Origin of the sequence: Paenochrobactrum pullorum, from assembly GCF_041929845.1 — a bacterium.
Lineage (GTDB): Bacteria > Pseudomonadota > Alphaproteobacteria > Rhizobiales > Rhizobiaceae > Paenochrobactrum > Paenochrobactrum pullorum.
This window is the reverse complement of record NZ_JBHEEH010000014.1, coordinates 1-25,187: the sequence shown is the minus strand read 5'-3', so window position 1 is coordinate 25,187 and position 25,187 is coordinate 1. Positions and strand designations below refer to the sequence as shown.

Sequence of the window (25,187 nt, the reverse complement as noted above, 5' to 3'; positions counted from 1 at the left end):
AGTGAATGTTTAGAAAAATTGTTTTGCTCGGCGGTGTCGCTACCGGAGCATTGGTGTTGTTTTCATTTGCTGCACAAGCACAAAGCATTGGAAGCGAAAACAATGAAATTGTACTGAAAACTATTACGGTCACCACACCATTGCGCCGTGCCAGCGCGTTGGAGCGTTCCACTTCGTCGGTGACAGTGATTGATGAAAAGGAGATCGAGCAATCAGCCGCACCTGACCTGCAATCATTGCTGAAAACTTATACTGGCGTGACCATGATCGCAAATGGCGGACAGGGTTCATCATCGGGGGTGTCCTTGCGTGGCTTTTCATCAAGTCAGACACTTGTACTTGTTAATGGCGTGCGTATGGGATCGGCAACATCCGGTACACCCAACCTGTCCAGCATTCCGCTGTCATCCATTGCGCGGATTGAAATCGCCAAAGGCGGGCATTCGGCACAATATGGTGCGGATGCGATGGGTGGAATTATTAATATTATTACCAAGCAGGGTGGCGCTTGCGAAAATGGCAAGGCCTATTGCGGCTCATGGACGACAGGCGTGACCCATCCGTGGGGCGGTTTTGCTTCCGGTAATATTTCCGGCAAATCGACAAACGGTATTGAATATGGTCTGGGTGCCAGCATTCTGGGTACGCAAGGTTATGATTTCACGACATCTCCGATAGAGAATGATCGCGATGGTTTTCTGCAAGGCAGCTTAAACCTTTCATTGGCCAAGGATGTCGAATGGGGGCGGGTCTATATGGACGGGCTTTATACCCGCGGCCGCAACCATTATGATGGTACAAGCAATACAGCATTTGATAGTGCTGACACGCATAATTTTTCCGGTCGCTTTGGCGCGCGAATTGATCATAGCGATGATTGGTTTTCAACCATCGAAGTGACCAGTTCTTTAGATCAATCGAGACAATTTCGTGCTTCCAAAAAAGGCGATACATTTAAAACCCAGCGTTACGGCATTTTTGCTTCAACACAGAAGGCGTTTAACACGGATAAAACCCAGCAGATCATTGTCGTTGGTGGTGAATTTTATCGTGAGAAAGTCGGCGATGTTGAGTATGAAAAGTCCAGTCGCGATTTAAGCGCTTTGTTTGCTCAATATTCGATTGATTATGCAGATATTCTTATTGATGCGGGGCTGCGCTATGATCACAATCAGCAATTTGGGAATAAGGTCACTTATAATATAGGAGCCAGTTATGAAGTTGTGCAGGACTTCGTCTTGCGCACTTCTTATGCCACAGGTTTCCGTGTGCCGACCTTTAATGATCTTTATTACCCTTCTTATGGTAATCCTGACCTGAAACCTGAAACGTCCGGCTCTTTTGAAGTTGGTTTCAACTGGCAGATGGCTCAGCAAACGCATTTTGATATCGCTCTTTATCAAAATGATATTGAGGATCAGATTATTTGGGTTGGCATGACACCAAAAAATGTAGAAAAGGCTCGCATCCGTGGTGTAGAAGCGGCCGTGCAGCATCAATTTAATGATGTCTGGGCTTTCAAAGCGAGCGTTGATTTGCGGGAGCCTCTTAATAAAAGTGGTGGCTCTAGTGGTCGTTATTTGATTAATGCCGACCGGTTTAAAGCAAGCGGTGAGATTAGCTATCATCCAGATGAAAAATTGGATTTAACAGCGCGCGTTCTTTATGGCTCTTCCCGTTATGCGGATGAGGCGAATAAGAAAAAACTTGATAGCTATATCACCGCGGATTTTGTAGCATTTTATGCTTTTGATCCGCAGTCACAGATTAAGTTCTCTGTCGAGAATATCTTTGATAAAGAATATGAGACGGCGGTCGGTTTCCGTATGCCGGGCAGAACTATGAGCTTGGGCTATAGCCGTTCGTTCTAATTCGGTTCTGAGTTTTAATGAAAAGTGCAGAAAGACATCGTAATTTGCGCATTGTACTTTCATATATTGGCTATCTGACCAGCGCATCCTGTGCCGGTCATGGCATTTGCAAAAGCGTAGCACTGCTTGGTGTGTTTTTTGGGATGCTGCTTGGCAATGTTGCCCCTTCACAGGCAGCGCCTAAAGTCGCGTCTATCAATGTTTGCACTGATCAGTTGGCGATGCTGCTGGCAGATAAAGATCAACTGACCTCTGTTTCTTATTTGTCACTCGATCATAAAACGTCATATCTGGCAGATAAAGCCATGACATATCCGCTTAATCACGGGCGGGCAGAAGAGATTTTTTTACAAAAACCGGATCTGGTTTTGGCTGGCAGTTTTACGGCGCGAGCGACGGTTGATTTGTTGCGACGTTTGGGCTTTCAGGTGGAAGAGTTTCGTCCTGCATCTACTTTTGATGATATCCGCGCTAATATCAGACGTGTTGGCGAGTTGCTGGAACAACAGACAAGAGCCGAGGCTTTGATTGCAGAAATAGATCAGGGTTTGGCTGAAATAGAGTTGAAAAAACGCACACGGACAATCGCGCTATACTATGCCAATAATTATACCTCAGGGCGTGGCAGTTTGATGGACACGGTTGTGCGCCATGCCGGATTTACCAATCTGGCGGACAAGTTATCACTTAACGGATATGGGCAGATGCCGCTTGAATTATTGGTGATGCACAAGCCTGATTATTTGTTGATGGGAGAGCGTTATGACGGCGCAGCGCTTGCCTATCAAAATTATGAACATCCAGCTTTGCAGGCCATTAAAAAGCAAGCGGTTTCCGTGACATTACCGGATAATCTGACCGTGTGCGGCGGCCCTTTTACGGTGGAAGCGGTGAAAATTTTATCGGATATTGCACATGAGTGAAACAAGGCGCTATCATTGGTTATGCGCAGGGCTGACCATGCTGGTCGCCTTGCTTTTTATGCTGTCCTTGCTGATCGGCCCTGCAGCATTGGGCGCTTATGACAGTCTTCATGCGCTGGTAACCGGACAAGGTGATGCGGTTGTGCTGGTCATGCGTGAAATTCGTCTGCCGCGTGCCATTTTGGGTCTATTGGTTGGTGGTGCGTTGGGGCTGTCGGGTGCTGTTTTGCAAGGCTATCTACGCAATCCGCTAGCCGAGCCGGGTTTGCTGGGTGTCAGTGCTTCCGCTTCTCTTGGCGCGGTGATTGCAATTTATACCGGACTTTCAGCACTTTTTCCGTTGGCGCTTCCATTATTGGCATTGGTTGGTGCCTTTGCGTCTGTATTGATCGTGCAAACATTGGCAGGCCTTCATGGCGGGACATTAACAGTTATTCTGGCGGGTGTTGCTTTGTCTTCACTCGCGGCTGCCATGACATCGCTGGCGCTTAATTTGTCACCTAATCCTTATGCGGCAATGGAAATTGTTTTCTGGTTGCTTGGATCATTGGCAGATCGCTCCATGTTGCATGTGATGCTGGCGGCACCATTTATTCTTGTCGGTGCCATGATGCTGCTCTCATTGGGGCGGGCATTGGACGCGTTGACATTGGGCACAGAAACAGCTGTCAGTATGGGCGTTAATTTAAAGCGTGTGCAAATTCTTGCGATTACCGGCACTGCGGCGGCAGTGGGTGCTGCAACGGCAATTTCCGGCGCAATTGGTTTCGTTGGTTTGATCGTACCGCATATTTTGCGTCCGCTTGTCGGCGCGCAACCGTCGCGCCTGTTGCCGGTCAGTGCGCTTGGTGGTGCAGCGGTACTGCTGATGGCTGATATTGCAGTGCGTATTATTGCACCATCGCGTGATTTGAAATTAGGGGTGTTGACGGCTTTGGTCGGTGCGCCGTTCTTCCTTTGGCTGGTTTTGCGCTACAGAAGGAAAATGCTGTGAGTCTCAATGTACGCGATTTATCCGTCTCGATGCATGGCGAAGACATTTTACGCCAGATCAGCTTTGAAGCAAATGCAGGTGAGTTCATCGGTTTGATCGGTCCCAATGGTGCAGGTAAAACCACGCTTTTACGTTCGATAATGAACTTCATCTCTTATAGTGGTGAGGTCGTGATTGACGGTGCGTTAACTGTTAAAATGGCGCATAATGAGCGTGCAAAATGGCTTTCATATTTGCCGCAGGAACGCGATGTCGCATGGCCGGTTTCGGTAGAAACAATTGTCGGTCTTGGCCGGCATATGCAGCGTTCCGCTTTTGCGTCGCTCAGCCCTGATGATCATCAAGTTATTGCAGAGGCTATGGCGCAGATGGATGTAACTAAATTTGCCAAAAAATCCGTGCAGGAATTGTCCGGCGGCGAAAAAGCCCGCGTTTTGATTGCGCGTTTATTGGCGCAAGGTTCGCCCTTGATTTTGGCGGATGAGCCGGTTTCCGGCCTTGATCCGGCGCATCAGTTGAGTCTGATGCAATGTTTTGCAGAGCTGGCACAAGCGGGAAAAACGGTGATTGCTTCATTGCATGATTTGTCATTATCAGCACATCGTTGCACACGATTGATTATGTTGGAGAAGGGCAGAATTATTGCAGACGGCACACCAAAAGCCGTTTTGACAGCTGAAAATTTGCGCAATGTCTATAAAATAGAGGCAGATATCATTTTCAAAAATGAGCGCATTTATATTCAGCCGGAAACCGTTATTGCGCATTAACAGGAGCGGGAACAGGAGCGGGCATTTATAATGCACGCGCCATTTTCATCATTTTTCCTGAATGCTGCTCATATAGGCCAGAATTGCATCAATTTGTTCAGGTGATGCTTCAAATTCCGGCATATCGGGATGACCGGCATAAATGCCTTCAGCAAAAGCTTCCGCTAACGCGTCAATCGGGTAGCGCTTGGAAAGAGTGCGGAATGGTGGTGCATCTTTATGGGTGCTTTTGTCATCTGTGCCGATTGCATGACAGCCGGAGCAGTTTACTTCAACGATTTTTTTCCCATACTCAATCAGCTCATTGGCATGGGCTAAGTTACCGATGGAGATGACGGAAAAAATAACAGATGATGTAACAAATGCTTTAATCATGGCTATTGTTGTAAAAGCTTTTAATTAACAAGGTGTTTATCGGCACATTTTAGATAGTCTAATATTATTCCTCTATGTTTTCATCATCTTCATAGTCGTCATCATCGCTTTCAATGATTTCCCAGATGAAGTTGTGCAGTCGCTCTTCGATTTTGGAGCGTGGGGCACCAGCTGCCTCCATTGTCCGTTTGATCTTTAAATATTCTGCTTTGTCATCAGGCGAAAGATATTTTGAAGCAGCCTCAAGAGCCGATAATTTAGTTGACATGGTAGTTTTCCGATTGAACCGCTTACAATTTATTGCAGATACAGCAAAAATATGAACCAGAAGCAATCAATATAAAACATTCTTTTGAATTGAAACCTGTCGAGCGAGCTGAATTGGCTTTGTTGGTGCTTAAAGCCTGCTGGAAAAGGTGTATCCTGTTCGAGCCGATTGATTTATTGATCCGGCTCAATCGTCAGAAGTTCGGAACATAGTTTTTCGGCTATATCTGAAATATCAGGGTTGGTGATCAACCAGTAACCTTTATTGCTTGTCAAAGTTACATCACAGGCTGGAATAAGTTGTCCGCGCTTGAGTGCCTCCTCGGTGAGCCCTGCCCAGCCAAGCGCGATGCCTTGATCGGCAATGGCCGCTTCCAGCACCAGATTATAAGTATTGAAAACCAGACCTGAATTGTGATCATCAATTTCTAAATTGACCTCGTCAAGCCAGCTTTCCCAAGTGTACCAGCGGGCGCCTTGTAATGTGTCCAGATGCAGGAGAGGTGCAGAATTCAAACCTTTTCCATTAGAAAATGGCCCAAATTTTCGTAAAAAAGCCGGTGAGCACACCGGTGTTACCGCTTCACCAATGAAACGGATGGCATTGGCGGGAAAATCTTCGCGTCCGCCAAATAAAATCGCTATATCAGCCTCTTTGTATATATTTTGCTGCAGCATGGAAGATGCCATAATGCGTACGTCGACATTTGGATGTTTCGGGCGAAATTTTGCCACTCGTGGCATAAGCCAAAATGCGGCAAAGCCATAATCTGTTGCAATTCTGAGACCGGGGCTGCGTTGGCGGCGTTTAATTTGTTGCAAGGCTTCATCAATACCGCTCAACCCCTGACGAACGGCTGTATAAAGAATGTCTCCTTCCGGTAACATTTCTACGCCACGGGCGCGTCTTGCAAAAAGAGCAACACCTAAACGATCTTCAAGGCGTTTAATTTGATAACTCACCGCAGGTTGCGTCATACCGAGTTCACGCGCTGCCAAGGTTAAATTTTCCAAGCGTCCGACAGCTTCGAAAACGCTTAAGCTGCCGAGATCCCAAGATGGAGAAGCCATAAATAACCTTTATATCTGCGATAAAAAATCAATGTCTTTTCCCCTATCGTTAAAGATGTTTTCTTTAAAAGCAAGAATGCAAGTCATAACGAAATTTGATTTTGCATGCGTTTTTAAAGTGGAGCCGGACAGGGGAAATATTTATGCGCTATCTTAAATTGACAGCATTGGCACTAGCCGGATTGACGGGGCTAACAGGTATTGCTCTTGCGGCAGATCCTGAGGCATGTCAAACAATCCGTTTATCTGATCCGGGCTGGACTGATATAACATCAACGAATTCTGTGGCTGCCGTTCTGCTTGACGGCCTTGGTTATAAGGCCGACATTAAAACCATGTCGGTGCCCATTGGATATGAAGCCTTGAAAACCGGCAATATTGATGTGTTTCTCGGCAATTGGATGCCGGCACAGCAAAAATTCCGCGACGATCTTGATAGTGCAAAAGCGGCGGAGATATTGGTGAAAAATCTGGAAGGGGCCAAATTTACATTGGCGGTTCCTGATTATGTTGCCCAGGAAGGCATTAAAGATTTAGCTGATCTGAGTGCGCATGCCGATAAATTCGGTAAAGAAATTTACGGGATTGAACCGGGGGCACCTGCAAATCAGAATATTGAAAAGATTCTTGCCGATAAAAATCTTAAACTTGATGGCTGGAAGCTTGTTGAATCAAGCGAACAAGCCATGCTGGCGCAAGTAGAGCGCAAAAATAAAAACAAACAATGGGTCGCATTTCTGGCTTGGGCTCCGCATCCGATGAATACCAAGCTCAATATTGAGTATCTTTCTGGTGGCGATGATTATTTTGGCCCCAATTATGGTGGTGCCGAAGTTTACACGTTGTCCCGTACCGGTTGGGCGGAACAATGCCCGAATGCCTCGAAGTTTTTCAAGCAACTGGTTTTTACAGTTGATATGGAAAATGAGCTGATGGATAAAATTCTCAATGATGGCACGGAAGGCAAAGCTGCTGCTAAAACATTGTTGAAAGCCAATCCGGACAAGCTGGATAAATGGCTTGAGGGTGTTACCACATATAAAGGGGAAACGGGCATAACAGCTGTTAAAGCTAAACTCGGCCTTTAATCTGTGTTATAGATTTTGTGAGCAGGCGGGCATTTCAGATGCCCGCCGTTTTGCATGATAATTTCTTATTTTTGATGGTTTAATCTAATGACAAAGCCGAACATTCTCATTTTGATGGCCGATCAGCTGAACGGAACTTTCTTTCCGGATGGTCCGGCAGATTTTCTGCATGTCCCTCATCTGCGCAAGCTTGCTGAGCGTTCGGTACGATTTGCTAATTGTTATACCCCAAGCCCACTTTGTGCGCCTGCGCGCGCATCATTCATGTCGGGACAATTGCCGTCGCGAACTGGTGTTTATGATAATGCTGCGGAATTTTCTTCCGAAATCCCGACCTATGCGCATCATTTGCGTAACGCAGGCTATCAAACCGCTTTATCGGGGAAAATGCATTTTGTTGGGCCAGATCAATTGCATGGTTTCGAACAACGTCTGACCACCGATATTTATCCGGCAGATTTTGGCTGGACGCCTGATTATCGCAAACCTGGTGAGCGTATTGATTGGTGGTATCACAATCTGGGTTCGATCACCGGTGCCGGTACTGCAGAGATCACCAATCAGCTGGAATATGATGACGAAGTGGCTTATCAGGCTGAAGCCAAACTTTATGATCTTGCGCGCGGGCATGATGAACGGCCTTGGTGTCTCACGGTAAGTTTTACCCATCCGCATGACCCTTATGTCGCGCGTAAACGTTTTTATGATCTTTATGCTGATATTCCTCAGCTTGATCCGAAAATTGCGCCTTTAAAAGCAGAGGATATTGATCCCCATAGCGAACGTTTGTTGCGTGCCTGCAAGGCAGAAGATTATGCTTTGACCGTTGAACAGATCAGAACCGCACGTCAGGCCTATTTTGCCAATATTTCTTACGTGGATGAGAAGATCGGTGGTTTGCTGGATGTGCTTGAGCGCTGCGGGATGAGCGAAAACACCTTGATCGTGTTTACTTCCGATCATGGCGATATGCTTGGTGAACGCGGCCTTTGGTTCAAAATGAACTTTTTTGAAGGCTCGGCACGTGTTCCGCTATTGATAGCTGCGCCGCAGTTAAAGGCAGGATTGGTAGACCAACCCGTCTCGACATTGGATGTGTTGCCAACACTTTCTGATCTTGCTGGTATTGATCTTCATGGCATTATGCCTTGGACGGATGGCATGTCCCTGGTGGATGTTGCTAATGGTAATGGCGCACGCGGTATCGTTCCGATGGAATATGCGGCGGAAGGCACGATTGCACCAATGGTTTCGTTGCGTGACGGTGATTGGAAATTGAACCTTTGCCGCGCTGATCCGCCACAATTATTTAATTTGAAGAATGACCCGGACGAATTGAACAATCTGGCCGGTTCAGCCGAGTATCGGGAAGTGCTTCAAAACTTGACGGAATTGGCTGATCAGCGATGGAATCTTGAGCTTTATGATGCGCAGGTGCGTGCCAGTCAGGCACGGCGCCATGTAGTTTATCCGGCACTTCGTAACGGGGCTTATTATCCGTGGGATTATCAACCGCTGCAAAAGGCATCAGAACGCTATATGCGCAATCATATGGATTTGAATGTTCTTGAAGAAAATCAACGTTTTCCACGCTGATTTTTCAAGCGATATGTTCACGTCAGAATTTAAACCTTTGGCGTAAACACATGGTCGATTGATTTTGATCCGTCTCTGTTTTATGAGCTTTTTTGAGAAAGCTTTCATAACAAAATCAAGTGGCGAATAAGTCCGAGGGGCCCAATATGCCGGTTTACGAACTTGCGGCTCTAGGATCCGCTTTTTGCTGGGCATTGACAGGATTAATTTCTGCCGGCCCTGCCGGACATCTTGGCGCACTGACATATAATCTTTATCGCCAGATTTTTGTAACCTGCCTGCTTGCTCTTTATGTCATGACAACAGGAGCGTGGCAGCAACTAAGCGGTTCCAATATTGGTCCTTTGATCCTTTCCGGGTTCATTGGTATTTTTTTGGGCGATACCGCGCTATTTCTAACCTTAAATCGTTTGGGACCCAGACGTTCCGGCATTCTTTTTGCCATGAATGCGCCCATTGCTGCTTTGCTGGGCTGGCTGATTTTGGGAGAGGTTTTGACCGCCCGTGCCGTATTGGGAATTGCAATTACTGTTGGTGGTGTCTGCCTCGCAATTTTCTTTGGTAAACGGCGCAATCAAAATCACCCGTGGGAAATAGTCAAAGGCACATTATGGGTGGGCGTTTTACTTGGTATGTTGTCAGCTCTTGGCCAAGCCATTGGTTCTATTGTTGTCCGGCCGGTGATGGAAACAGGTATTGATCCATTTGTCGGCTCAATGATGCGTGTAGGGGTGGCTGCGGCTTGTTTAAGTGTATTGACCCAATTACCGATTGCTTCGGTTAAACCCCGTAACAAACCTACACTGCCGATATTGGCAATGACGGCACTATCGGGGTTCTTATCTTTAGCATTGGGAATGACGCTGCTTCTATATGCTTTATCAGGCGGGAAAACCGGAATTGTCTCGACTATTTCAGCAACAACACCGGTGATTATTTTACCACTTTTATGGTTGCGCACGGGCGAGCGTCCTGCCGCCGGAGCGTGGTTAGGTGCAGCATTTGTTGTGATCGGACTGGCTTTGATAGTCTATCGTTAGTTCTATACGGTTTGTGATGCATTACTATGTATCATATCTCATGGCTTATTATGTCTGTTTTGCCAAAGCTTCTTTGTAAACAGGTGACAGGTCTCGAAAGGCTCACTTGGTTGTAATGTCATCAAACCAAGTGCTGCTGTTGCGGTAATAACCGTTTCTAATCTTTTATCAATGGCCGTGCCTTGCCATATTGCATACCAATATTCAAATGAATCCATGGCAATACGGGGATGCGCTTCCGGTTCTTTCAGTGCTTGAATAAAAATGTCGGCGCTTTTGCGTTCTGTCAGATTTAAGATTGTTGTGTCACGGAATGGGAAAAACTCAGCCACATCCCGATTGCCGCTCAATATATTAAGTTGTTTCAATGAATTGGTATAAAGCGTTGCATTTTTTTGCTGCTCAATCATCAGATTGATCGTATCGCGATGCAATTCACGATAGGCTGGGCGTGAGACACCCAACAGGCTTGCATGTGCCTGCAAGGGGTTGATTAAATGGACGCAGTCGCCGACAGGAGAGCGTGCTGCAAACAGCGGATAAAGCGCGTTCAAAGCACCAACATGCGGGGCAAAGGCCGGTAGCGGCAGATAGACAATGTTGTTGGCCGCTAAGTTCTGGCTTGCTTGCATCACATTGCATGCGATCGGAATATCGAGGGCTCTAGCGGCTTTTTCAATTTTTCCGCTATTGGCACCTGTGCCGTTATTTCCATGCAACGCGATCTTATAGCCTGCCTGCGCTAATAATTTCGCAGCCTGCATAAACCAGGGTGCACGCTGTGAATTGGGTGAAAGATATGCAGGCCAGTCCAGATCAGCGCGTTGGATGTTCGGGTTGTCGAGGTCATAAAACCGGCGGGTTGCATAAATCATGCCTGCGAGTTCTTGTGCAGATGTGCCGCGATAATGGATCAGGCTTAAAAAACTACCAAGTTGGAGAGGGTCAACACGTCCCTCTAATATTAAAGAGAAAGCTTCATCTGCTTCCTCTATGGATAAAGGACGGCTATTGCCGCTGCCCCGACCGATAATGCCAAGAAAGCGCGAAAACCGAATGGCCGGATCATTGTGTTGAGTAAGGTTTTCAAGTTGGGTTGCCAGTTGCTGTGGCGTTGGCTGACCGTCCAGCAAAGGCTTTCGAAGCGAGAGTGGTGGTGCTGACATAAGGGCTGTGGATTGCCAATCATTGTGCGCGTGTTGGCGCTGATCGTCGGGTAATGGTTTCAACAGATCATCCGCCTCGGCGCTAAGAGCACGCAAACGTAACCGTAAGGCTTCGGCTTTTGGTGTTGGTAACATGCGGCGTCCGGAACGGATAAAAATAGGATCGCCAAATGCTTCGCGGATTTGATTGAGTAAACGGCTCATTGCAGGTGCGCTCAAACCCATTTCAACTGCGGCATTTTGGACACTCCCCTCAACAAGTAATGTGTCGAGAGCCACCAGTAAACGTAATTGCCCGAGGCGGGATGATGGCAGATTACTGGTATTTTTATCTTCAGGCAAAGCTCTAAGTCCTTATAAAATATATAATATTTAGAAGAGAAGGAGGGGAACAATCTACTTTTTATTAAATTGCAAAAAGCTGAGGTTGAAATAAGTTTGAATCATGGCAATTGACCTCTTTGCTCTTCCCTAATTAATAGGAGTTAATAACTCATATTTATAATAGAGAGCAATGGAAATGACCAGAATGGGACATAAAACTGAAGCCTTGTCTGTTTCGCAATTGTTAAATCCGATAAAATTACGCCATTTATCGCGACTTGCATGCGGTACAATTTTGGCGGGTACTTTATTGTCTCTGACTGTCACCGCAAATGCCCAGACAGCGAAAAAGAAACCTGCACTTACAGAAGAAGAAATTGCGCAATCGCTTGAAAGCGGTAGCGGTATTTTGCTGAATCAGATCGTGGTAACGGCAACGGGCTTCGAGCAAAATGTGAAAGATGCTCCTGCCAGTATTACGGTCGTTCCGCAGGAAGAGTTGAAAAAAGGTGTTTTCCGTAACCTGACCGATGCCTTGGCAGGTGTACAGGGAGTGAGCGTTACCGGTGTTGCCAATGAAGAGGATATCTTTATCCGTGGTTTGCCCGGTGCCTACACACTTATTTTGGTGGATGGCAAGCGCCAGAGCACACGCGAAGCGCGCACGAATGGTAATTCGGGCTTTGAACAAAGTTATATGCCGCCTGCTTCTGCGATTGAACGCATCGAAGTTGTGCGCGGCCCGATGTCTTCGCTTTACGGTTCGGATGCTATGGGTGGTGTTATTAACATCATTACCAAAAAAGTTGATGATGAGTGGCACGGTGAAGTCACTGTTGATGGCACTTTACAAAAATCTGATCATGGCAATAGCGGTCAGATTTCATTTTATGCCAATGGTCCGCTTGTGAAGGATGTTGTCGGCCTGCAGGTTTGGGGGCGCGGCATGAAACGCAATGAAGACAAGATAGTTGGTGGTACCAAAGAACAGCGTGATGGCGATCTGAGCGGTAAGCTGACCATCACGCCTAACGAAGATCATGACATTATCATTAAAGGTGGTGTTTCACGTCTGCGCCGTGAAGGGCAAATTGGCAAATCAATGGCTGATGACGGCAGAAGCAAGAACAACTACAATGACAATGACCGTGACCATTGGATGATCAGTCACACAGGCCGTTGGGGTCCGACAACCTCTGATTTTTCATTCTCTCAAGAATGGGCAAAACGCACCGCTTACAGCCAAAACACACCAAATGGGGCCTATGAAGAAGATTTACGGTCACCGGAAGTGCGTAACTCGGTCTTGGACGGTAAATTTACAACCCCATTCGAATTTTATGGCCAACATACGCTCGTAACAGGCGGTCAGTTTATTGATTCTCGTTTGATCGACCAAAATCCCGGACGCAGAACAGGTCTCGACGAGAAATTTAGCATTCAGCAATGGGCATTGTTTGCGGAAGATGAGTGGTGGATTACACCGGATTTCTCGCTGACCGGTGGCTTACGCATGGATGACCATGAGGTTTATGGTTCACATTTGAGCCCTCGTGCCTATGCGGTTTGGCATGCAACAGAGCAGCTGACTTTAAAGGGCGGCATCTCCACAGGGTTTAAAGCACCTGAAATTCGCACCATTGCGCCTGGTTACGCTTATACAACCGGTGGCGCAGGTTGTTACTATGGGCCTGAGGCAAGTCTGCCTGACGGTAAAAACCCTTGTGGTGTCATCATCGGTGATGGCAGTCTGAAAGCTGAAAAAAGTACAAGCTATGAGTTTGCGGCTTTGTGGGACAATCAGGACGGACTGCAGCTGGGTGCCACTTATTTTTATACTGATTTTAAAGATAAAATTTCCAACACGCAGGTTTTGGATAGCAACGGAAATCCGGTTCGCTGGAGTGAAAACCAAAACTATGTACTGTGGAGTAGCTTCAATATCGATAATGCAGTCATGCAGGGTGTTGAACTGACTGCACAATGGGAAGTAACCGATGATATCCGTTTGCGTGCAAACTATACTTATACGCATTCACGCCAGAAGGGCGGCATTTTTGATGGATTGCCTTTGACGCGGACACCGGAGCATATGGGTAATATCCGCGCTGACTGGACAACACCTGTCGAAGGTTTGTCTGCATGGACAGTGGCAAACTATCATGGCTCAGAAATCAATGCGGGTAGCCGTATCGGAGGTAATGGTAAACCTGCTGCTTATGATGAAAAAGGTAATGTCATCGCGCGCAAATATGATTCCTACATGACCTTCGATATTGGTACCACTTATGAATTCAACGAACACCTGACCTTTAATGCAGCTGTTTATAACATGTTTGATAAAAAAGTGGGTGTTGATGATTTCAATACAACCCTTGACGGGCGCCGTCTCTGGGTTAGCATGACATCTAAATTCTGATAAAAAATATAGCATTCAAACAAAAAACTCCCCCGGCAGCTTAGTCGGGGGAGTTTTTTGTTAGAAAATCTTCAATACATATTTAGAGCATGTCTCCCGAAAGTGGGCACTAGTTTTGGGATAAAGACATGCGTAAAAACAAAACGCTAGAGCGAGCACAGTGGATACGATTAAGTGCGACACGCTCTAGCGAACAAAGACCAGTTCGGTATAGGTATGATCAATTGCTTCTGTTGATGAAATACGGGTCGACTGGACAGGGGCAGATCTTTTTCTGAGCGAGCTTTCCCATAAATCTGGTTTGGAAAAAACATCCATTTCCAGAAAAAAGAGACCGCGTATCAATAAATAACGTGCAAGTGATCCGATTGAATTTTCAATCAATTGGCGATCTTTGGTCAATATCACACGTGCACTTGGAAGGCTGCCACGCTTTTTAGGACTTAAAATAACCGGATGTATTTGACCATCTTGCTCAATGGTCAAAACACGACAGCCAAGCGCAATATGATCCTGAAGAATTTTGCTTGTATTATCTGCAAATAACCTTGATTTCTTGGGGTTATAGCGGCGGATTTTGGCACGTTTAAACGGACGGAATGCCGTTGCGATAAGCGGCACGACAAGCAATCCTGTCGCGGATGTCGTAAAGCCCAAATGCGCATTGACTTTTCTCATTGATGAGGAAGCCGTCACATCAACATAATCCACATCATTTTCCGTCATGATACGACGCAAAAAAAGTGCCGCCATCCATTTGAATTCCGGCTTCATATAAAAAGCGGCTATATTGATGGCTTTTACAGGTTCGGCTTCATAAATCGAACGTATTAACGGTACGGCCAGACAAATTCCGAGATCAGTTTCTTTGTTGGAGGCGATGAAGCCAATATTTTTATAACCCAGTTCTTCTGCGTGTCTGTGCATATCACGCAAATCGGCCAGCCATTTGACTTTGGAACGCTTGCTGAATCCTTCATGCAGCAAGGTTGCCGCTTGATCGAGTTCATCTATTTCTATTGCGCGCAGTTTCATATTTCAAGCTTTGAACCGGTTAAAAACTATCGTCTTAATTTTGGCGTTTAGACAGAAAATTTTCCAACGCCGTGAGGCTGTCGATGTGATTGATATCAAAATCTTCGTCAGCCAGATCAATGTTAAAATCTGTTTCCAGCTGGGTTAAAATCTGCACGGCTGCGAGTGAATCCATCATGCCGGATGAAAAAAGTGGCTGATCATCAGCAACATCATGAATATTATAAGTTGCAAGAACACCGAGGATATAGGTTTTGATCTGTTGAAATTCTGAAGCGGACATCGATATATGACTCATTTATTTTTGAATGATTTTGGATGTGTGTTAGATTTGCTCTAGAAGCTGTTTGCGGTCAATTTTACCATTGATATTGACGGGCAATATATCGCAGATATGAATGGTCTCCGGCACCATGTAGCGCGGCAAACTGCTTAGAAGAGCTGTTTTGATGGCATCAGTCGTTAAAGCGCTTGTGCAGAAAGCGACCAAACCTTGCGCTGAATTTTCAACAATCGGCCAAGCAACAACAGCCACCATCTCACTTTGGGCAGCTTTTCTCAAATGCGCCTCGACTTCTTCGAGTTCGACGCGGTTACCTTTCAGTTTGATCTGATTGTCTGTACGACCGAGATGATGAAAAATGCCGTTTTCATCTTTCATGCCCAGATCGCCGGTCAAATACCATCGCTGCCCATTGATTTCCCGAAAACGATCATTCTGATTGGTATTGGCATAATCGAAATACCCTTCAGCAAGCTGCGGGCCGCTTAATGCGATCTCTCCCGCTTGTCCTAGACCAAGGGTTTGCTGGTTTTCATCAAAAATTTCAACCTGCATGGTTTTATAAGGTGTACCGATTGCGATAATATCGCGTCCCTTGGTGATAGCAGGTTTTGCATCGACCCTTTGACGCAAACAAATAACAGTGCCTTCGGTGGGGCCGTAAATATTTTCGATCACCCCGTTAGGGGCTGCTTGTGCCCATGCTTCAACTGTTGCGACAGGCAGTGGCTCGCCACAAAAGATGGAAAGACGCAGGCTAGGCAGGCTGTCGGCTTTGAGCGCTCCGCTTTTGCGCATCATTGCGGCAAGCGTTGGCACAGACATCCAGACAGTTATCGAACGCTCGCGAATAAAGCGGCTTGGTGCGAGCATTTCCAATGATGAGAAAATATGCAGTGATGCACCGGCATCAACGCATAAAAACAGATTATGGACGCTCAGATCAAATGTAACATCGCAGGTTTCAGCCAATCGGTCTTGCGGTGTCAGATTTGTCCATGACCGGCTTTCATCCAGATAGCTCTTGAGCGAACCTGCAGAAATCATCACCCCTTTTGGCAAGCCTGTGGTGCCGGAGGTAAAGAGAATATAGGCCAGATCTTTTGCATCGACCTGTGCTGGCTCAATCAGAGTTTCGGCGCTGATATCAGAAAATTCTACAATCAGTTGTTTGTTGTATGCAGCTTGCAGGTTTTGCTTATCAGTGCAAACAACCAGATCGGGCGCGGCTTTTAAAACATCTGTCGTAAGCAAGCCCAAACCCTGTTTGTCTACGATCAAAGCATCAAGTTGAAGAGCTTCCAAAAGTTGAACAATGCGTTGCTCCGGCCATTTCAGATTAAGCGGAATATAGGTCGCGCCGGCATAGCCAGCCGCTAAAATACCCATGTAAGCTTGCGGGCTTTTGGTCGCTAAAATGCCGATTTTTTTAGGCCGTTTACGTGCAGTAATAAAGCTTGCCAGTTCAATAACCAGCTTTTGCATGGCGCCATAGGTGAGCTGTGCCGAGCGGTCCGAATAGAATAAATCATCAGCTTGCTTATTGGCGTTATCAAGAAAATTGAGTGTGATGTTATAATTTTCCGGCATATTCCGTCGCGATCTTGAAATGGTAGTCTGCATGGATGAGCGCCATGCGTAAAAAAATATTCGATATGTGATCTTTAAAACGAATGACGCTTATTTCCAACAAGATTATCTTGAACCACTGTATTCTTGACTTTTATCGCGAATAGACGCGTCTTATTTATAATAATAACGCGCTTATTGCATAAAAATGCCATTGTCCTCTAAATTTTGAAGACAATGGCATAGAAAGAATAGTTCAGTTTATAGAACTGGAAACATTACCTTGCATTGGTCATACGCATAGGTTCAAGCAATTCAGCCGCCAATGCCGGATCAAGGCCCTCGGCAATAGCTGCTTCCTTCACACTCACGCCATCATCAAGCGCTGATTTTGCAATGCGGATTGCTGCATCATAGCCCATGACCGGCACAAGCGCCGTTGCCAATGTGGTGCAGGTCTCAGCCATTGTGCGGCACGCATCTACATTAGCCTCAATGCCATTAATACATTTTTCGACCAAGTTACGCGATGCGTTTGAAAGCAGCTGGATCGAGGTCAGAATATTATAAGCAATCAACGGCTCAAAAGCATTGAGCTGATATTGGCCGGCTTCTGCGGCCATGGTGACAGCCACATCATGACCGATAACCTGGAAACAGACCTGATTGACAGATTCCGGAATAACCGGATTGACTTTACCCGGCATAATGGATGAGCCCGGTTGCTGAGCCGGTAATTTGATCTCGCCAATGCCACCACGTGGGCCGCTGGACATCAAACGCAAATCATTGCTGACTTTGGAAAGCTTGGATGCAATGCGCTTTAAGGCGCTGGAATAAGAGATGAAAGCCCCCATATCCCAACTGGCTGCCAGCATGTCTTTAGCAGGCGTCATTTCAAGGCCGCTAAATGTGCGCAAGTTTTCAAATGCTGCATCAATATAAATTTGTGATGCATTGATGCATGTGCCGATTGCCGTACCACCAAGATTAACCACAGTCATCTGCTGCACAGCGTCTTTCAAGCGGATAATATCATCTTTGAAAATGGTCGCAAATGCGTTGAATTCCTGACCCAAGGTCATCGGAACAGCGTCTTGAAGCTGGGTTCTACCAAGTTTGACATGGTCATTGAATTCAGCTGCTTTTTTCTCGAATGATGCGATCAGAATATCCAGTGCATCCAGCAAATCCTGACTGCTGAGGATAATCGCGAGCTTCACGGAAGTCGGATACATATCATTGGTGGATTGGGACCGGTTGATGTCTTCGTTGGGATGGATAACATCATAAGCGCCGTGCGGCTTGCCAAGGTGTTCCAAAGCGCGGTTGGCAATCACTTCATTGGCATTCATATTTGTGGATGTACCGGCACCGCCCTGGAAAACATCGACAACGAAATCATCATTCAACGCACCACTGATAACATCATCGCAGGCAAGGCAAATAGCATCAAATTGCTGCTTGCTCAGGCTGCCTTCAGCGTAGTTGCCGGCAGCGGCTGCTTTTTTGACGATACCAAAAGCTTTAACGAGGCTTGGAAACTGGCCAATACTTACACCGGAAATTGGAAAATTCTCCAACGCTCGAACCGTCTGAATCCCATAGCGTAAGTGTAGCGGAATATCCATTTCACCGAGCATGTCGTGCTCTGTTCTCATATTTAGCGCAGGGGAATTCAGTTCTTGAGCCATTCTTGTATCCGTTTCAATCGTATGTAAGCGATAGAACGCATGCTAATGCGTGCCTTTGAGTGATTAATCCTGTTGAGCATGAAGGCAAATGTGCGAATACGCACTTTTAGCATTGAGGAGGAACTCCCGTTTGTGCTGTCGTTGGCCTTGATTGCAGTTTGCATTTAATCAGAAGATGGGAATAACGTCATGTCATCCAAAATGCAATTGTTTGAGAACAAATCAGGTAACAAAATGCATGGAATTTATAATAAAAGCTTAGTTTGTTGCTTAAAAAGCGTAAAATACAAGTTTTAGTTGAAAAAATATATTTTAATAGAATTCTAATATATTCAAATTTTCTTTGTTTTTTTCATCATTTTAAATTTGTTAAAGAAAAAACCGCGTGAATCAGACGCGGTTTTTTCAAAGTAAATAAAGTTTGAAGAATAAATTTAAGAGTTTTCTTGACCAAAAATAGTTCCGGAAATCATATCCCGACCACCGGCTTTACTTAAATAAAGTTGTTGGTCAGCCTGTGTAATCCAGTCGTATGATGTCATACCGCTTTGAGCTATAGCAGTAGCAACTCCTAAGCTGACGGTCAAAAATGGACTGACAGATGAACCTGAATGCGGAATGTTGAGCGCCTGAACTTGATTGCGGATATCATGCGCCACTTTCATGGCTGTTGAAAAATCAGTGCTTGGTAAAATGCAGGCGAATTCTTCACCGCCATAACGCGCGACCGTATTATCGGACAAATGAATGGCACGGCTCAAAGCAGATGCAACCATGGTCAAACAACGATCACCCTCTGGATGGCCGTATGTATCGTTGAATGATTTGAAGAAATCAATATCAAGTAAAATCACTGATAATAAGTCTTCGGTTTGTGCCAATGTGGTAATTTCTGTTTTGATTGTTTCTTCCAAATGGCGGCGATTGCTCAAACCTGTTAATGCATCGGTGACAGCCATTTGTGCCAGTTGATCACGAAGCCGTTTGAGTTCCACATGATTGGCAACACGTGCACGCAACACTACCGGCTGGATTGGTTTGGTAATATAGTCAATTGCACCAAGTGAGAGGCCTCGAACCTCGGCATCTTCATCGGTAAGACCGGTCGTGAAGATCACCGGAACATCTGCCAGCAGGCGCTCAGATTTGATGCGCTCGCATACATCATAGCCATCAATGCCCGGCATCATGACATCAAGCAGAATGAGATCGGGCAAAACATTGCGCGCAACCTCAAGTGCTTGCTCGCCGGACGTAGCAAAGCAAATTTCATAGGTGTCTTCCAACACTGCATTCATAATTTCAATATTGGTGACTTCATCATCCACAATCAGGATGACAGCGCGATTATTCATAATGACTTGTCCGTCTGCGCAGATAATAATTGATCGAGCACCTTCAGAGCCTGATCGTAATCTAGTTTGTCGATTGCCTGTTTTACAGGCAGAAGCGGCATATCTGTGGTGGCTGTGTTGAGTTTTTTTGCCAACTCTTCAAATTGACTTCGTGCTCTGAGGCTGCGCTTGACGAGCAGTTCACGCAGAACTGATGTGTCGTTCATGCAATCGTCAAAATTGAGACCCGTTATTTTGACAATTGAATTTTGCTGTTGTGATGGCTGTAAACTTCGAGCCGCTGTAAGTGCTGGTAAAATAAAGGTTTCCAGATTGGACAATAATGTTTCGATATTGCTGAGATCTTGCGCCGCATAGGCGAGTTCCAACTGGTGGGCTGCTTTAGAGACCTGCGCAAGTTCAAGCGAGGCGGCAACACCTTTCAGCGTGTGGGCCTGACGGCGTGCTGGTTCCATATCATTTGCCAGTTGTTTGTCTTTCAATTCCTTGACGACATTCTCAAAACTATCAGCGAAATTGATGATGAGTTTGCGCAACAAACTACGCTTTCCATTAACACGTACAAGAGCCGCTTTGATGTCAAAAGGGCTTAATTCATCCGGCAGGTTTTCTTCTGTTCTTGCAACTGTGGCAGGTGCTGCACTTGTCTGTCCGGTTGGGGCTACATTAGCGTGAAGCCATTTATCCAGCGTTTTTACCAGCAATTGTGGATCAATTGGCTTGGATACATGGTCGTTCATACCGGCATTGAAACATTTATTGCGCTCTTCTTCATAAGCATGCGCTGTCAAAGCAATAATCGGCAGGCGATCCGATGCAATTGTTTGCCGGATTGTTTTGGTCGCTTCAATGCCATCCATAACCGGCATTTGCACATCCATCAAAATGACCTGATACTTATCCGGATTGGCTTTGACCATTTCAACTGCAATCAATCCGTTGTCGGCTGTGTCGACATTCAAACCTGCATCCATCAACAATTCAGCAGCAATTTCCTGATTGATGGCATTATCTTCCACCAACAAAATTTGCTTGCCTTGTGATTTTGCTGAAACGGTTGGTGTGGTCAGGGTTTGAGTGTCATTCGTAGTCTTCTCATCCGCAAACAAATTGCAGATTGTACTCAGCAGCACAGTTTCTTCAATCGGCTTGGTCAGGAAACTGGTAACGCCCGATTGCTCTGCTTCCTGCTCGAATTGTTCACGGCCATAAGCACTGATCAAAATGACATGCGGGAACTGGTTGATTTGGGTATTCGAATGCATGACCTTCAAAGTATTGAGGCCATCCATTCCCGGCATTTTCCAATCCAGCAGCAGTAAATCATATGGCGTATTACTGTTTTGATGATTGAGCAAAGCGCCAATAACTTCTTCGCCGGAAGCGACCAAATCAATCTTCATCGACCATGATGCAAAAATGCTTTGCAGAATTTCACGCGAAGCGGGATTGTCGTCAGCCACCAATACACGCAATGCCTGAATATGGGTGGGCAGCGCGGTGACTTCACGTTTTTCATTTTCGGCAGAATCGAAAACGATCGTAAATGTAAATGTACTGCCTTGACCGAGTTCGCTTTTGACCTCGATTTTACCGGACATCTGCTCAACAATCTGCTTGCTGATTATGAGACCCAATCCGGTGCCGCCAAAGCGGCGCGTGGTGGAACTGTCAGCCTGCGCAAAGGAACTGAAGAGGTTTTTTTGCTGTTCTTCGGTTAGCCCGATGCCGGTATCTGTTACAGAAACGGCAAGGCTGACTTTTTCATTAGCTGGCTGGTTGAGCTTGACTTCAACCGTCACATTGCCGTTTTCACTGAATTTAATAGCATTGCTGACAATATTCATCAAAACTTGATTGAAGCGCAATTCATCGCCGATCACCTTGGTCGGGACGTCAGGTGCAATCAGGGTTTTTAACTTGACACTTTTCTTGTCGGCTTCATTGGTAACCAAAAAAATCTGGTTGTCGATGGCATTGCGCAGATTGAAAGAGCGACGTTCAAGAGTGAGCTTGCCAGCTTCGTTTTTGGAAAAATCAAGAATGTCGTTAATCAGGCGCAACAATGATGAACCGGCACCGCTGATTTTCGACATATAATCGCGCTGTTTTTCATTCAAATCCGTGCGCATGATCAAATGGCAGAAACCAAGTATCGCATTCATCGGCGTGCGGATTTCATGGCTCATATTGGCGAGGAAAATCCCCTTAGCCTCATAGGCAGCTTCTGCCGCCTTCGATCTTTCTTCAAGCGCTTTGTTTTTTGCTTCAATTTCATTGCGCATAATTTCGTTATGATGGAAACTCTCCACCAACATATTGCAAAACCAGATCAGCACTGTGGATTGGAATGCCACGATAACACCGTGTAAAACGACACGGTTGAAATTAGCGCCATTTGGAAAAACCAGATAAGGCAGCACAAAATTAAGCAATAAGTGATGAATGACGACTGTCACTGCCGCGAGAATAATGACGCGACGGTCGCACCAGGCAATTGTGAGCGCCAACATGGCAAAGAAGTACATATGTACATCCATTTGCCACTCATGACCGCGCAACAAATAAAGGAGAATGATCGGCTCGCCCATTAAGGCTACAGCAGAAATATAACGAGTACTTTCGGCAATGCCGTTTTTATACCATGATATGTTATAAGCACCGGCAAGCACAGCACCGGCAAGTAGAGCACCATAAGGTGATTGATCCAGCGCATGAGCAGTTAAAAATAAAAGCGGAAGATGGAGCCATAATAAAATGACCAGAAATCCACTGAACTTTGTGCGTAATTTATCAAGTTCAACGTTCATTTAAGCACCGTAACTTTCGCCAAAACTAATGCAGCCGCCAAGTTCCAAAGGTTCAAAAACCAGCCATGCGCCGGCTTCATAAATTTTGCTGACAAAATCATCTTCATCGGAATAAACAAGCGCAATGCCTGTTTTATCGTTGATCGAAATAATCTCGCCATTTGCCCGTCCGATCATGGCCAGTGTTTCACCTGTATCGGACCACAGCGGCATTACCACGCCATATTGATAATTAACACCTGTAGGACTGAGCATTGCGATCAGAAGAGCTATAGCTCCGACGAGCATCAGACAAAGTGCAGCTTTTAGATCATGAAAACGAAAAGGAGGATGAATGCTCTCAGACATGGCACGACTTTTTATAATTGGTCAGAATTTTTAGGGAGTTCATCACATAAAATGTAAAATTTTACCAGCCATTAGCAAAAATATTATAGAGACATATTTTAAATGACAACGCTAAGATCAAGCGATTTTGCATCCGATTGTTTTCATTATAGGATCTAAATCGATTTGTTCGCCCAATCCTTGTCTAATTTGCACATCATAACGATCACCGTTAACCTTCGGACACAACAAAATGCTATTTGACAATATGAGAGCAGTCTCATAGATGGCCGTCAAACGGGCAATGACTAAGGTGGAACCTATGTATTTGAACCTGCGCTACGCGGTATTTGCTGCTGTCGCGTTACTCACTTTCCTGCTGTTAATCGCCGGCGTGTTTCACAGTTATTGGTGGTGGATCGGCCTGCCTGTTTTTGGTGGATTGACGCTCGTTGGGTTGTACGATGTCATTCAGATAAAACACGCTGTGTTGCGCAACTATCCTATCTTGGGACATATGCGTTATATTCTGGAGAGTATCCGCCCCGAGATCCGTCAATATATGATTGAGAGTGATAAAGACGAAGTGCCTTTCAGCCGTCAGGATCGTGGTCTGGTTTATCAGCGCTCCAAAGGCGAAGAAGACAAGCGTCCTTTCGGCACCATCGAAAATGTCTATAGCTCCGGCTATGCCTGGCTGACACACTCAACCGCTCCGGTTCAAAATGCAGACACAGATTTCCGTGTTCATATCGGCGGTTCACAATGTACCCAGCCGTATGATTCCAGTCTTTATAATATTTCAGCAATGAGTTTTGGAGCTTTATCTGCTAATGCCATCTCTGCTCTGAATATTGGTGCGCGTAAGGGAAAATTCGCTCATGATACGGGCGAGGGAGGGATCAGCCGCTATCACCGACAAGGCGGTGGTGATCTGATTTATCAAATTGCATCCGGTTATTTTGGTTGCCGCAATGATGATGGCAGTTTTTCACCGGAGAAATTTGCTAAAACTGCAGCAGATCCTCAGATTAAGATGATTGAGCTGAAACTCAGTCAGGGTGCTAAACCCGGTCACGGCGGTATGCTGCCAGGCCCTAAGGTAACAGAAGAAATTGCTGAAGCGCGCGGTATTCCGATTGGTGTGGACTGTATCTCGCCTCCTGCACATAGTACATTCTCTACACCACTTGGCCTGATGGAATTTATTGGACAGTTGCGCGAGTTGTCGAACGGCAAGCCGGTCGGCTTTAAACTCTGCATCGGTCATCGTCGTGAATTCATGTCGATCGTTAAGGCAATGCTCAAAACCGGTATTATTCCAGACTTTATCGTGGTCGATGGTAAAGAAGGCGGAACTGGTGCTGCTCCGGTAGAGTTTGCCAACCGCGTTGGTATGCCGATGTTGGAAGGTTTGACCTTCGTACATAATACATTGCGTGGTGCGGGGATTCGCGAGCAGGTTAAAATCGGCGCTGCCGGTAAAATTATCACCGCATTCGATATCGCTCGTGCATTTGCGCTGGGTGCTGACTGGTGTAACTCAGCGCGCGGTTTCATGTTTGCCATTGGTTGTATTCAGGCACAGGCGTGTCACACTAATAAATGTCCGGTGGGAATCGCTACACAAGACCCGTTACGTCAGCGCGCCATTGATGTCGGTGATAAAAGTGATCGAGTCGCACGCTTCCATCGTAATACAATGCATGCATTGGGTGAAATTGCCGGTGCCGCGGGTTTGACGGATCCGCGTGATTTCATGCCTTATCACTTTATGTTCCGACAGAATGACAACAAATTCCTCGATGGCAATGAAGTCTATCCATATTTACCGGATGGATTCTTGCTTCAAGAGGAAGAAATTGAAGAATTATCCGATTGGTACAGCCGGTGGGAGCGCGCTTCCGCAGAAAGTTTTGCACCGCCAACGATTCCCCATGGGCCATTTGAAAAGCGAGTCGTAGCTGCGAGATAGTTTTTTCAAAATAATTCAGAGATCCAAGCCGTCCATAAAGCAATTTGCGGGCGGCTTTTGTTTGTGGTGCAAACACAAATTTACCGGATCACGATGCCTTGAAGAGGTATTTTTACACTCTATATATAGAAGGCACAAATTAGCAGATTAAAGGCTCTGATTCCTTGATTGGTTATGGTTTTGTGTTTCGATTTGGTTAATTTTGTTCGTTTTCCCTGTTGAAAAGAAAATTGTA

General features: G+C 45.9%; 20 protein-coding genes. 9 read left to right on the top strand and 11 right to left on the bottom strand.

What is annotated here, in order from left to right; translation table 11 throughout:
- The first annotated feature begins 5 nt into the window (after positions 1-5).
- The 4 genes from JNC77_RS14665 (at position 6) to JNC77_RS14650 (ending at position 4,558) form a co-directional block, all read left to right on the top strand.
- Positions 6-1,871, top strand: coding sequence for a TonB-dependent receptor plug domain-containing protein (locus JNC77_RS14665; RefSeq protein WP_374833810.1), 1,866 nt, complete (start codon positions 6-8; stop codon positions 1,869-1,871).
- A gap of 143 nt (positions 1,872-2,014) precedes the next feature.
- Complete coding sequence (locus JNC77_RS14660; RefSeq protein ID WP_374833884.1) at positions 2,015-2,794, top strand: ABC transporter substrate-binding protein; 780 nt, start codon at positions 2,015-2,017, stop codon at positions 2,792-2,794.
- The gene (locus JNC77_RS14655) at positions 2,787-3,788 is read left to right on the top strand and encodes a FecCD family ABC transporter permease (protein ID WP_374833808.1); all 1,002 of its coding nucleotides are present in this window, start codon (positions 2,787-2,789) and stop codon (positions 3,786-3,788) included. Before JNC77_RS14660 ends, JNC77_RS14655 begins: the two co-directional genes overlap by 8 nt.
- 29 nt (positions 3,789-3,817) lie before the next feature.
- Positions 3,818-4,558 (top strand): ABC transporter ATP-binding protein, encoded by a 741-nt coding sequence (locus JNC77_RS14650; RefSeq protein ID WP_374833882.1) that lies wholly within the window; start codon positions 3,818-3,820, stop codon positions 4,556-4,558.
- 48 nt (positions 4,559-4,606) lie between these two features.
- Here the strand turns inward: JNC77_RS14650 and JNC77_RS14645 are convergent, their stop codons facing one another.
- The 3 genes from JNC77_RS14645 to JNC77_RS14635 all read right to left on the bottom strand — a co-directional run bounded on the left by JNC77_RS14645 (position 4,607) and on the right by JNC77_RS14635 (position 6,271).
- The gene (locus JNC77_RS14645; protein ID WP_374833806.1) at positions 4,607-4,933 is read right to left on the bottom strand and encodes a c-type cytochrome; all 327 of its coding nucleotides are present in this window, start codon (positions 4,931-4,933) and stop codon (positions 4,607-4,609) included.
- 64 nt (positions 4,934-4,997) lie between these two features.
- Positions 4,998-5,201 (bottom strand): hypothetical protein, encoded by a 204-nt coding sequence (locus JNC77_RS14640; protein WP_374833804.1) that lies wholly within the window; start codon positions 5,199-5,201, stop codon positions 4,998-5,000.
- Between the two features lie 173 nt (positions 5,202-5,374).
- The gene (locus JNC77_RS14635) at positions 5,375-6,271 is read right to left on the bottom strand and encodes a LysR family transcriptional regulator (RefSeq protein WP_374833802.1); all 897 of its coding nucleotides are present in this window, start codon (positions 6,269-6,271) and stop codon (positions 5,375-5,377) included.
- 143 nt (positions 6,272-6,414) lie between these two features.
- Here JNC77_RS14635 and choX point away from each other — a divergent pair, with 143 nt between their 5' ends.
- The 3 genes from choX to JNC77_RS14620 all read left to right on the top strand — a co-directional run bounded on the left by choX (position 6,415) and on the right by JNC77_RS14620 (position 9,995).
- Entirely contained in the window at positions 6,415-7,359 is a 945-nt protein-coding gene (gene choX / locus JNC77_RS14630) for a choline ABC transporter substrate-binding protein (protein WP_374833800.1), read from the top strand.
- An 87-nt stretch (positions 7,360-7,446) separates the two neighbouring features.
- Positions 7,447-8,955, top strand: coding sequence for a choline-sulfatase (gene betC, locus JNC77_RS14625; RefSeq protein ID WP_374833798.1), 1,509 nt, complete (start codon positions 7,447-7,449; stop codon positions 8,953-8,955).
- Positions 8,956-9,101: 146 nt separating this feature from the next.
- On the top strand, positions 9,102-9,995 hold the full coding sequence (locus JNC77_RS14620; RefSeq protein WP_374833796.1) for a DMT family transporter: 894 nt from the start codon (positions 9,102-9,104) through the stop codon (positions 9,993-9,995).
- Positions 9,996-10,033: 38 nt separating this feature from the next.
- Here JNC77_RS14620 and JNC77_RS14615 read toward each other — a convergent pair whose 3' ends face one another.
- On the bottom strand, positions 10,034-11,503 hold the full coding sequence (locus JNC77_RS14615; protein ID WP_374833794.1) for a glycosyl transferase family protein: 1,470 nt from the start codon (positions 11,501-11,503) through the stop codon (positions 10,034-10,036).
- 187 nt (positions 11,504-11,690) lie between these two features.
- On the opposite strand from JNC77_RS14615, the gene JNC77_RS14610 reads away from it, so the two are divergent.
- On the top strand, positions 11,691-13,904 hold the full coding sequence (locus tag JNC77_RS14610; protein ID WP_374833792.1) for a TonB-dependent receptor domain-containing protein: 2,214 nt from the start codon (positions 11,691-11,693) through the stop codon (positions 13,902-13,904).
- Between the two features lie 186 nt (positions 13,905-14,090).
- Here JNC77_RS14610 and JNC77_RS14605 read toward each other — a convergent pair whose 3' ends face one another.
- The 7 genes from JNC77_RS14605 to JNC77_RS14575 all read right to left on the bottom strand — a co-directional run bounded on the left by JNC77_RS14605 (position 14,091) and on the right by JNC77_RS14575 (position 22,998).
- Entirely contained in the window at positions 14,091-14,939 is an 849-nt protein-coding gene (locus JNC77_RS14605) for a hypothetical protein (protein WP_374833790.1), read from the bottom strand.
- A gap of 34 nt (positions 14,940-14,973) precedes the next feature.
- Positions 14,974-15,222 (bottom strand): acyl carrier protein, encoded by a 249-nt coding sequence (locus tag JNC77_RS14600; protein WP_374833786.1) that lies wholly within the window; start codon positions 15,220-15,222, stop codon positions 14,974-14,976.
- Positions 15,223-15,264: 42 nt separating this feature from the next.
- Positions 15,265-16,845, bottom strand: coding sequence for an AMP-binding protein (locus JNC77_RS14595; protein ID WP_374833784.1), 1,581 nt, complete (start codon positions 16,843-16,845; stop codon positions 15,265-15,267).
- 224 nt (positions 16,846-17,069) lie between these two features.
- Positions 17,070-18,485 carry an aspartate ammonia-lyase gene (locus JNC77_RS14590; protein ID WP_374833782.1) on the bottom strand — a complete coding sequence of 472 codons (1,416 nt, stop codon included), beginning with the start codon at positions 18,483-18,485 and terminating at the stop codon, positions 17,070-17,072.
- Between the two features lie 434 nt (positions 18,486-18,919).
- Positions 18,920-19,840: a diguanylate cyclase gene (locus JNC77_RS14585; RefSeq protein ID WP_374833780.1), complete on the bottom strand. Its 921-nt coding sequence runs from the start codon at positions 19,838-19,840 to the stop codon at positions 18,920-18,922.
- Positions 19,837-22,650, bottom strand: a complete 2,814-nt coding sequence (locus JNC77_RS14580; RefSeq protein ID WP_374833778.1) for a hybrid sensor histidine kinase/response regulator — start codon at positions 22,648-22,650, stop codon at positions 19,837-19,839. Before JNC77_RS14580 ends, JNC77_RS14585 begins: the two co-directional genes overlap by 4 nt.
- Positions 22,651-22,998, bottom strand: a complete 348-nt coding sequence (locus tag JNC77_RS14575; protein ID WP_374833776.1) for a hypothetical protein — start codon at positions 22,996-22,998, stop codon at positions 22,651-22,653. It abuts the gene before it with no gap.
- A 265-nt stretch (positions 22,999-23,263) separates the two neighbouring features.
- Here JNC77_RS14575 and JNC77_RS14570 point away from each other — a divergent pair, with 265 nt between their 5' ends.
- The gene (locus JNC77_RS14570; protein ID WP_374833774.1) at positions 23,264-24,952 is read left to right on the top strand and encodes an FMN-binding glutamate synthase family protein; all 1,689 of its coding nucleotides are present in this window, start codon (positions 23,264-23,266) and stop codon (positions 24,950-24,952) included.
- The last annotated feature ends 235 nt before the right edge of the window (positions 24,953-25,187 follow it).

What these genes read in the sequence shown, in the direction of transcription:
- JNC77_RS14665 (WP_374833810.1), top strand. Translation starts at nt 6, where the DNA reads ATGTTTAGAAAAATTGTTTTGCTCGGCGGTGTCGCTACCGGAGCATTG.
- JNC77_RS14660 (WP_374833884.1), top strand. Translation starts at nt 2,015, where the DNA reads ATGCTGCTTGGCAATGTTGCCCCTTCACAGGCAGCGCCTAAAGTCGCG.
- JNC77_RS14655 (WP_374833808.1), top strand. Translation starts at nt 2,787, where the DNA reads ATGAGTGAAACAAGGCGCTATCATTGGTTATGCGCAGGGCTGACCATG.
- JNC77_RS14650 (WP_374833882.1), top strand. Translation starts at nt 3,818, where the DNA reads ATGCATGGCGAAGACATTTTACGCCAGATCAGCTTTGAAGCAAATGCA.
- JNC77_RS14645 (WP_374833806.1), bottom strand. Translation starts at nt 4,933, where the DNA reads ATGATTAAAGCATTTGTTACATCATCTGTTATTTTTTCCGTCATCTCC.
- JNC77_RS14640 (WP_374833804.1), bottom strand. Translation starts at nt 5,201, where the DNA reads ATGTCAACTAAATTATCGGCTCTTGAGGCTGCTTCAAAATATCTTTCG.
- JNC77_RS14635 (WP_374833802.1), bottom strand. Translation starts at nt 6,271, where the DNA reads ATGGCTTCTCCATCTTGGGATCTCGGCAGCTTAAGCGTTTTCGAAGCT.
- choX (WP_374833800.1), top strand. Translation starts at nt 6,415, where the DNA reads ATGCGCTATCTTAAATTGACAGCATTGGCACTAGCCGGATTGACGGGG.
- betC (WP_374833798.1), top strand. Translation starts at nt 7,447, where the DNA reads ATGACAAAGCCGAACATTCTCATTTTGATGGCCGATCAGCTGAACGGA.
- JNC77_RS14620 (WP_374833796.1), top strand. Translation starts at nt 9,102, where the DNA reads ATGCCGGTTTACGAACTTGCGGCTCTAGGATCCGCTTTTTGCTGGGCA.
- JNC77_RS14610 (WP_374833792.1), top strand. Translation starts at nt 11,691, where the DNA reads ATGGGACATAAAACTGAAGCCTTGTCTGTTTCGCAATTGTTAAATCCG.
- JNC77_RS14605 (WP_374833790.1), bottom strand. Translation starts at nt 14,939, where the DNA reads ATGAAACTGCGCGCAATAGAAATAGATGAACTCGATCAAGCGGCAACC.
- JNC77_RS14600 (WP_374833786.1), bottom strand. Translation starts at nt 15,222, where the DNA reads ATGTCCGCTTCAGAATTTCAACAGATCAAAACCTATATCCTCGGTGTT.
- JNC77_RS14595 (WP_374833784.1), bottom strand. Translation starts at nt 16,845, where the DNA reads ATGCAGACTACCATTTCAAGATCGCGACGGAATATGCCGGAAAATTAT.
- JNC77_RS14590 (WP_374833782.1), bottom strand. Translation starts at nt 18,485, where the DNA reads ATGGCTCAAGAACTGAATTCCCCTGCGCTAAATATGAGAACAGAGCAC.
- JNC77_RS14585 (WP_374833780.1), bottom strand. Translation starts at nt 19,840, where the DNA reads ATGAATAATCGCGCTGTCATCCTGATTGTGGATGATGAAGTCACCAAT.
- JNC77_RS14580 (WP_374833778.1), bottom strand. Translation starts at nt 22,650, where the DNA reads ATGAACGTTGAACTTGATAAATTACGCACAAAGTTCAGTGGATTTCTG.
- JNC77_RS14575 (WP_374833776.1), bottom strand. Translation starts at nt 22,998, where the DNA reads ATGTCTGAGAGCATTCATCCTCCTTTTCGTTTTCATGATCTAAAAGCT.
- JNC77_RS14570 (WP_374833774.1), top strand. Translation starts at nt 23,264, where the DNA reads ATGGCCGTCAAACGGGCAATGACTAAGGTGGAACCTATGTATTTGAAC.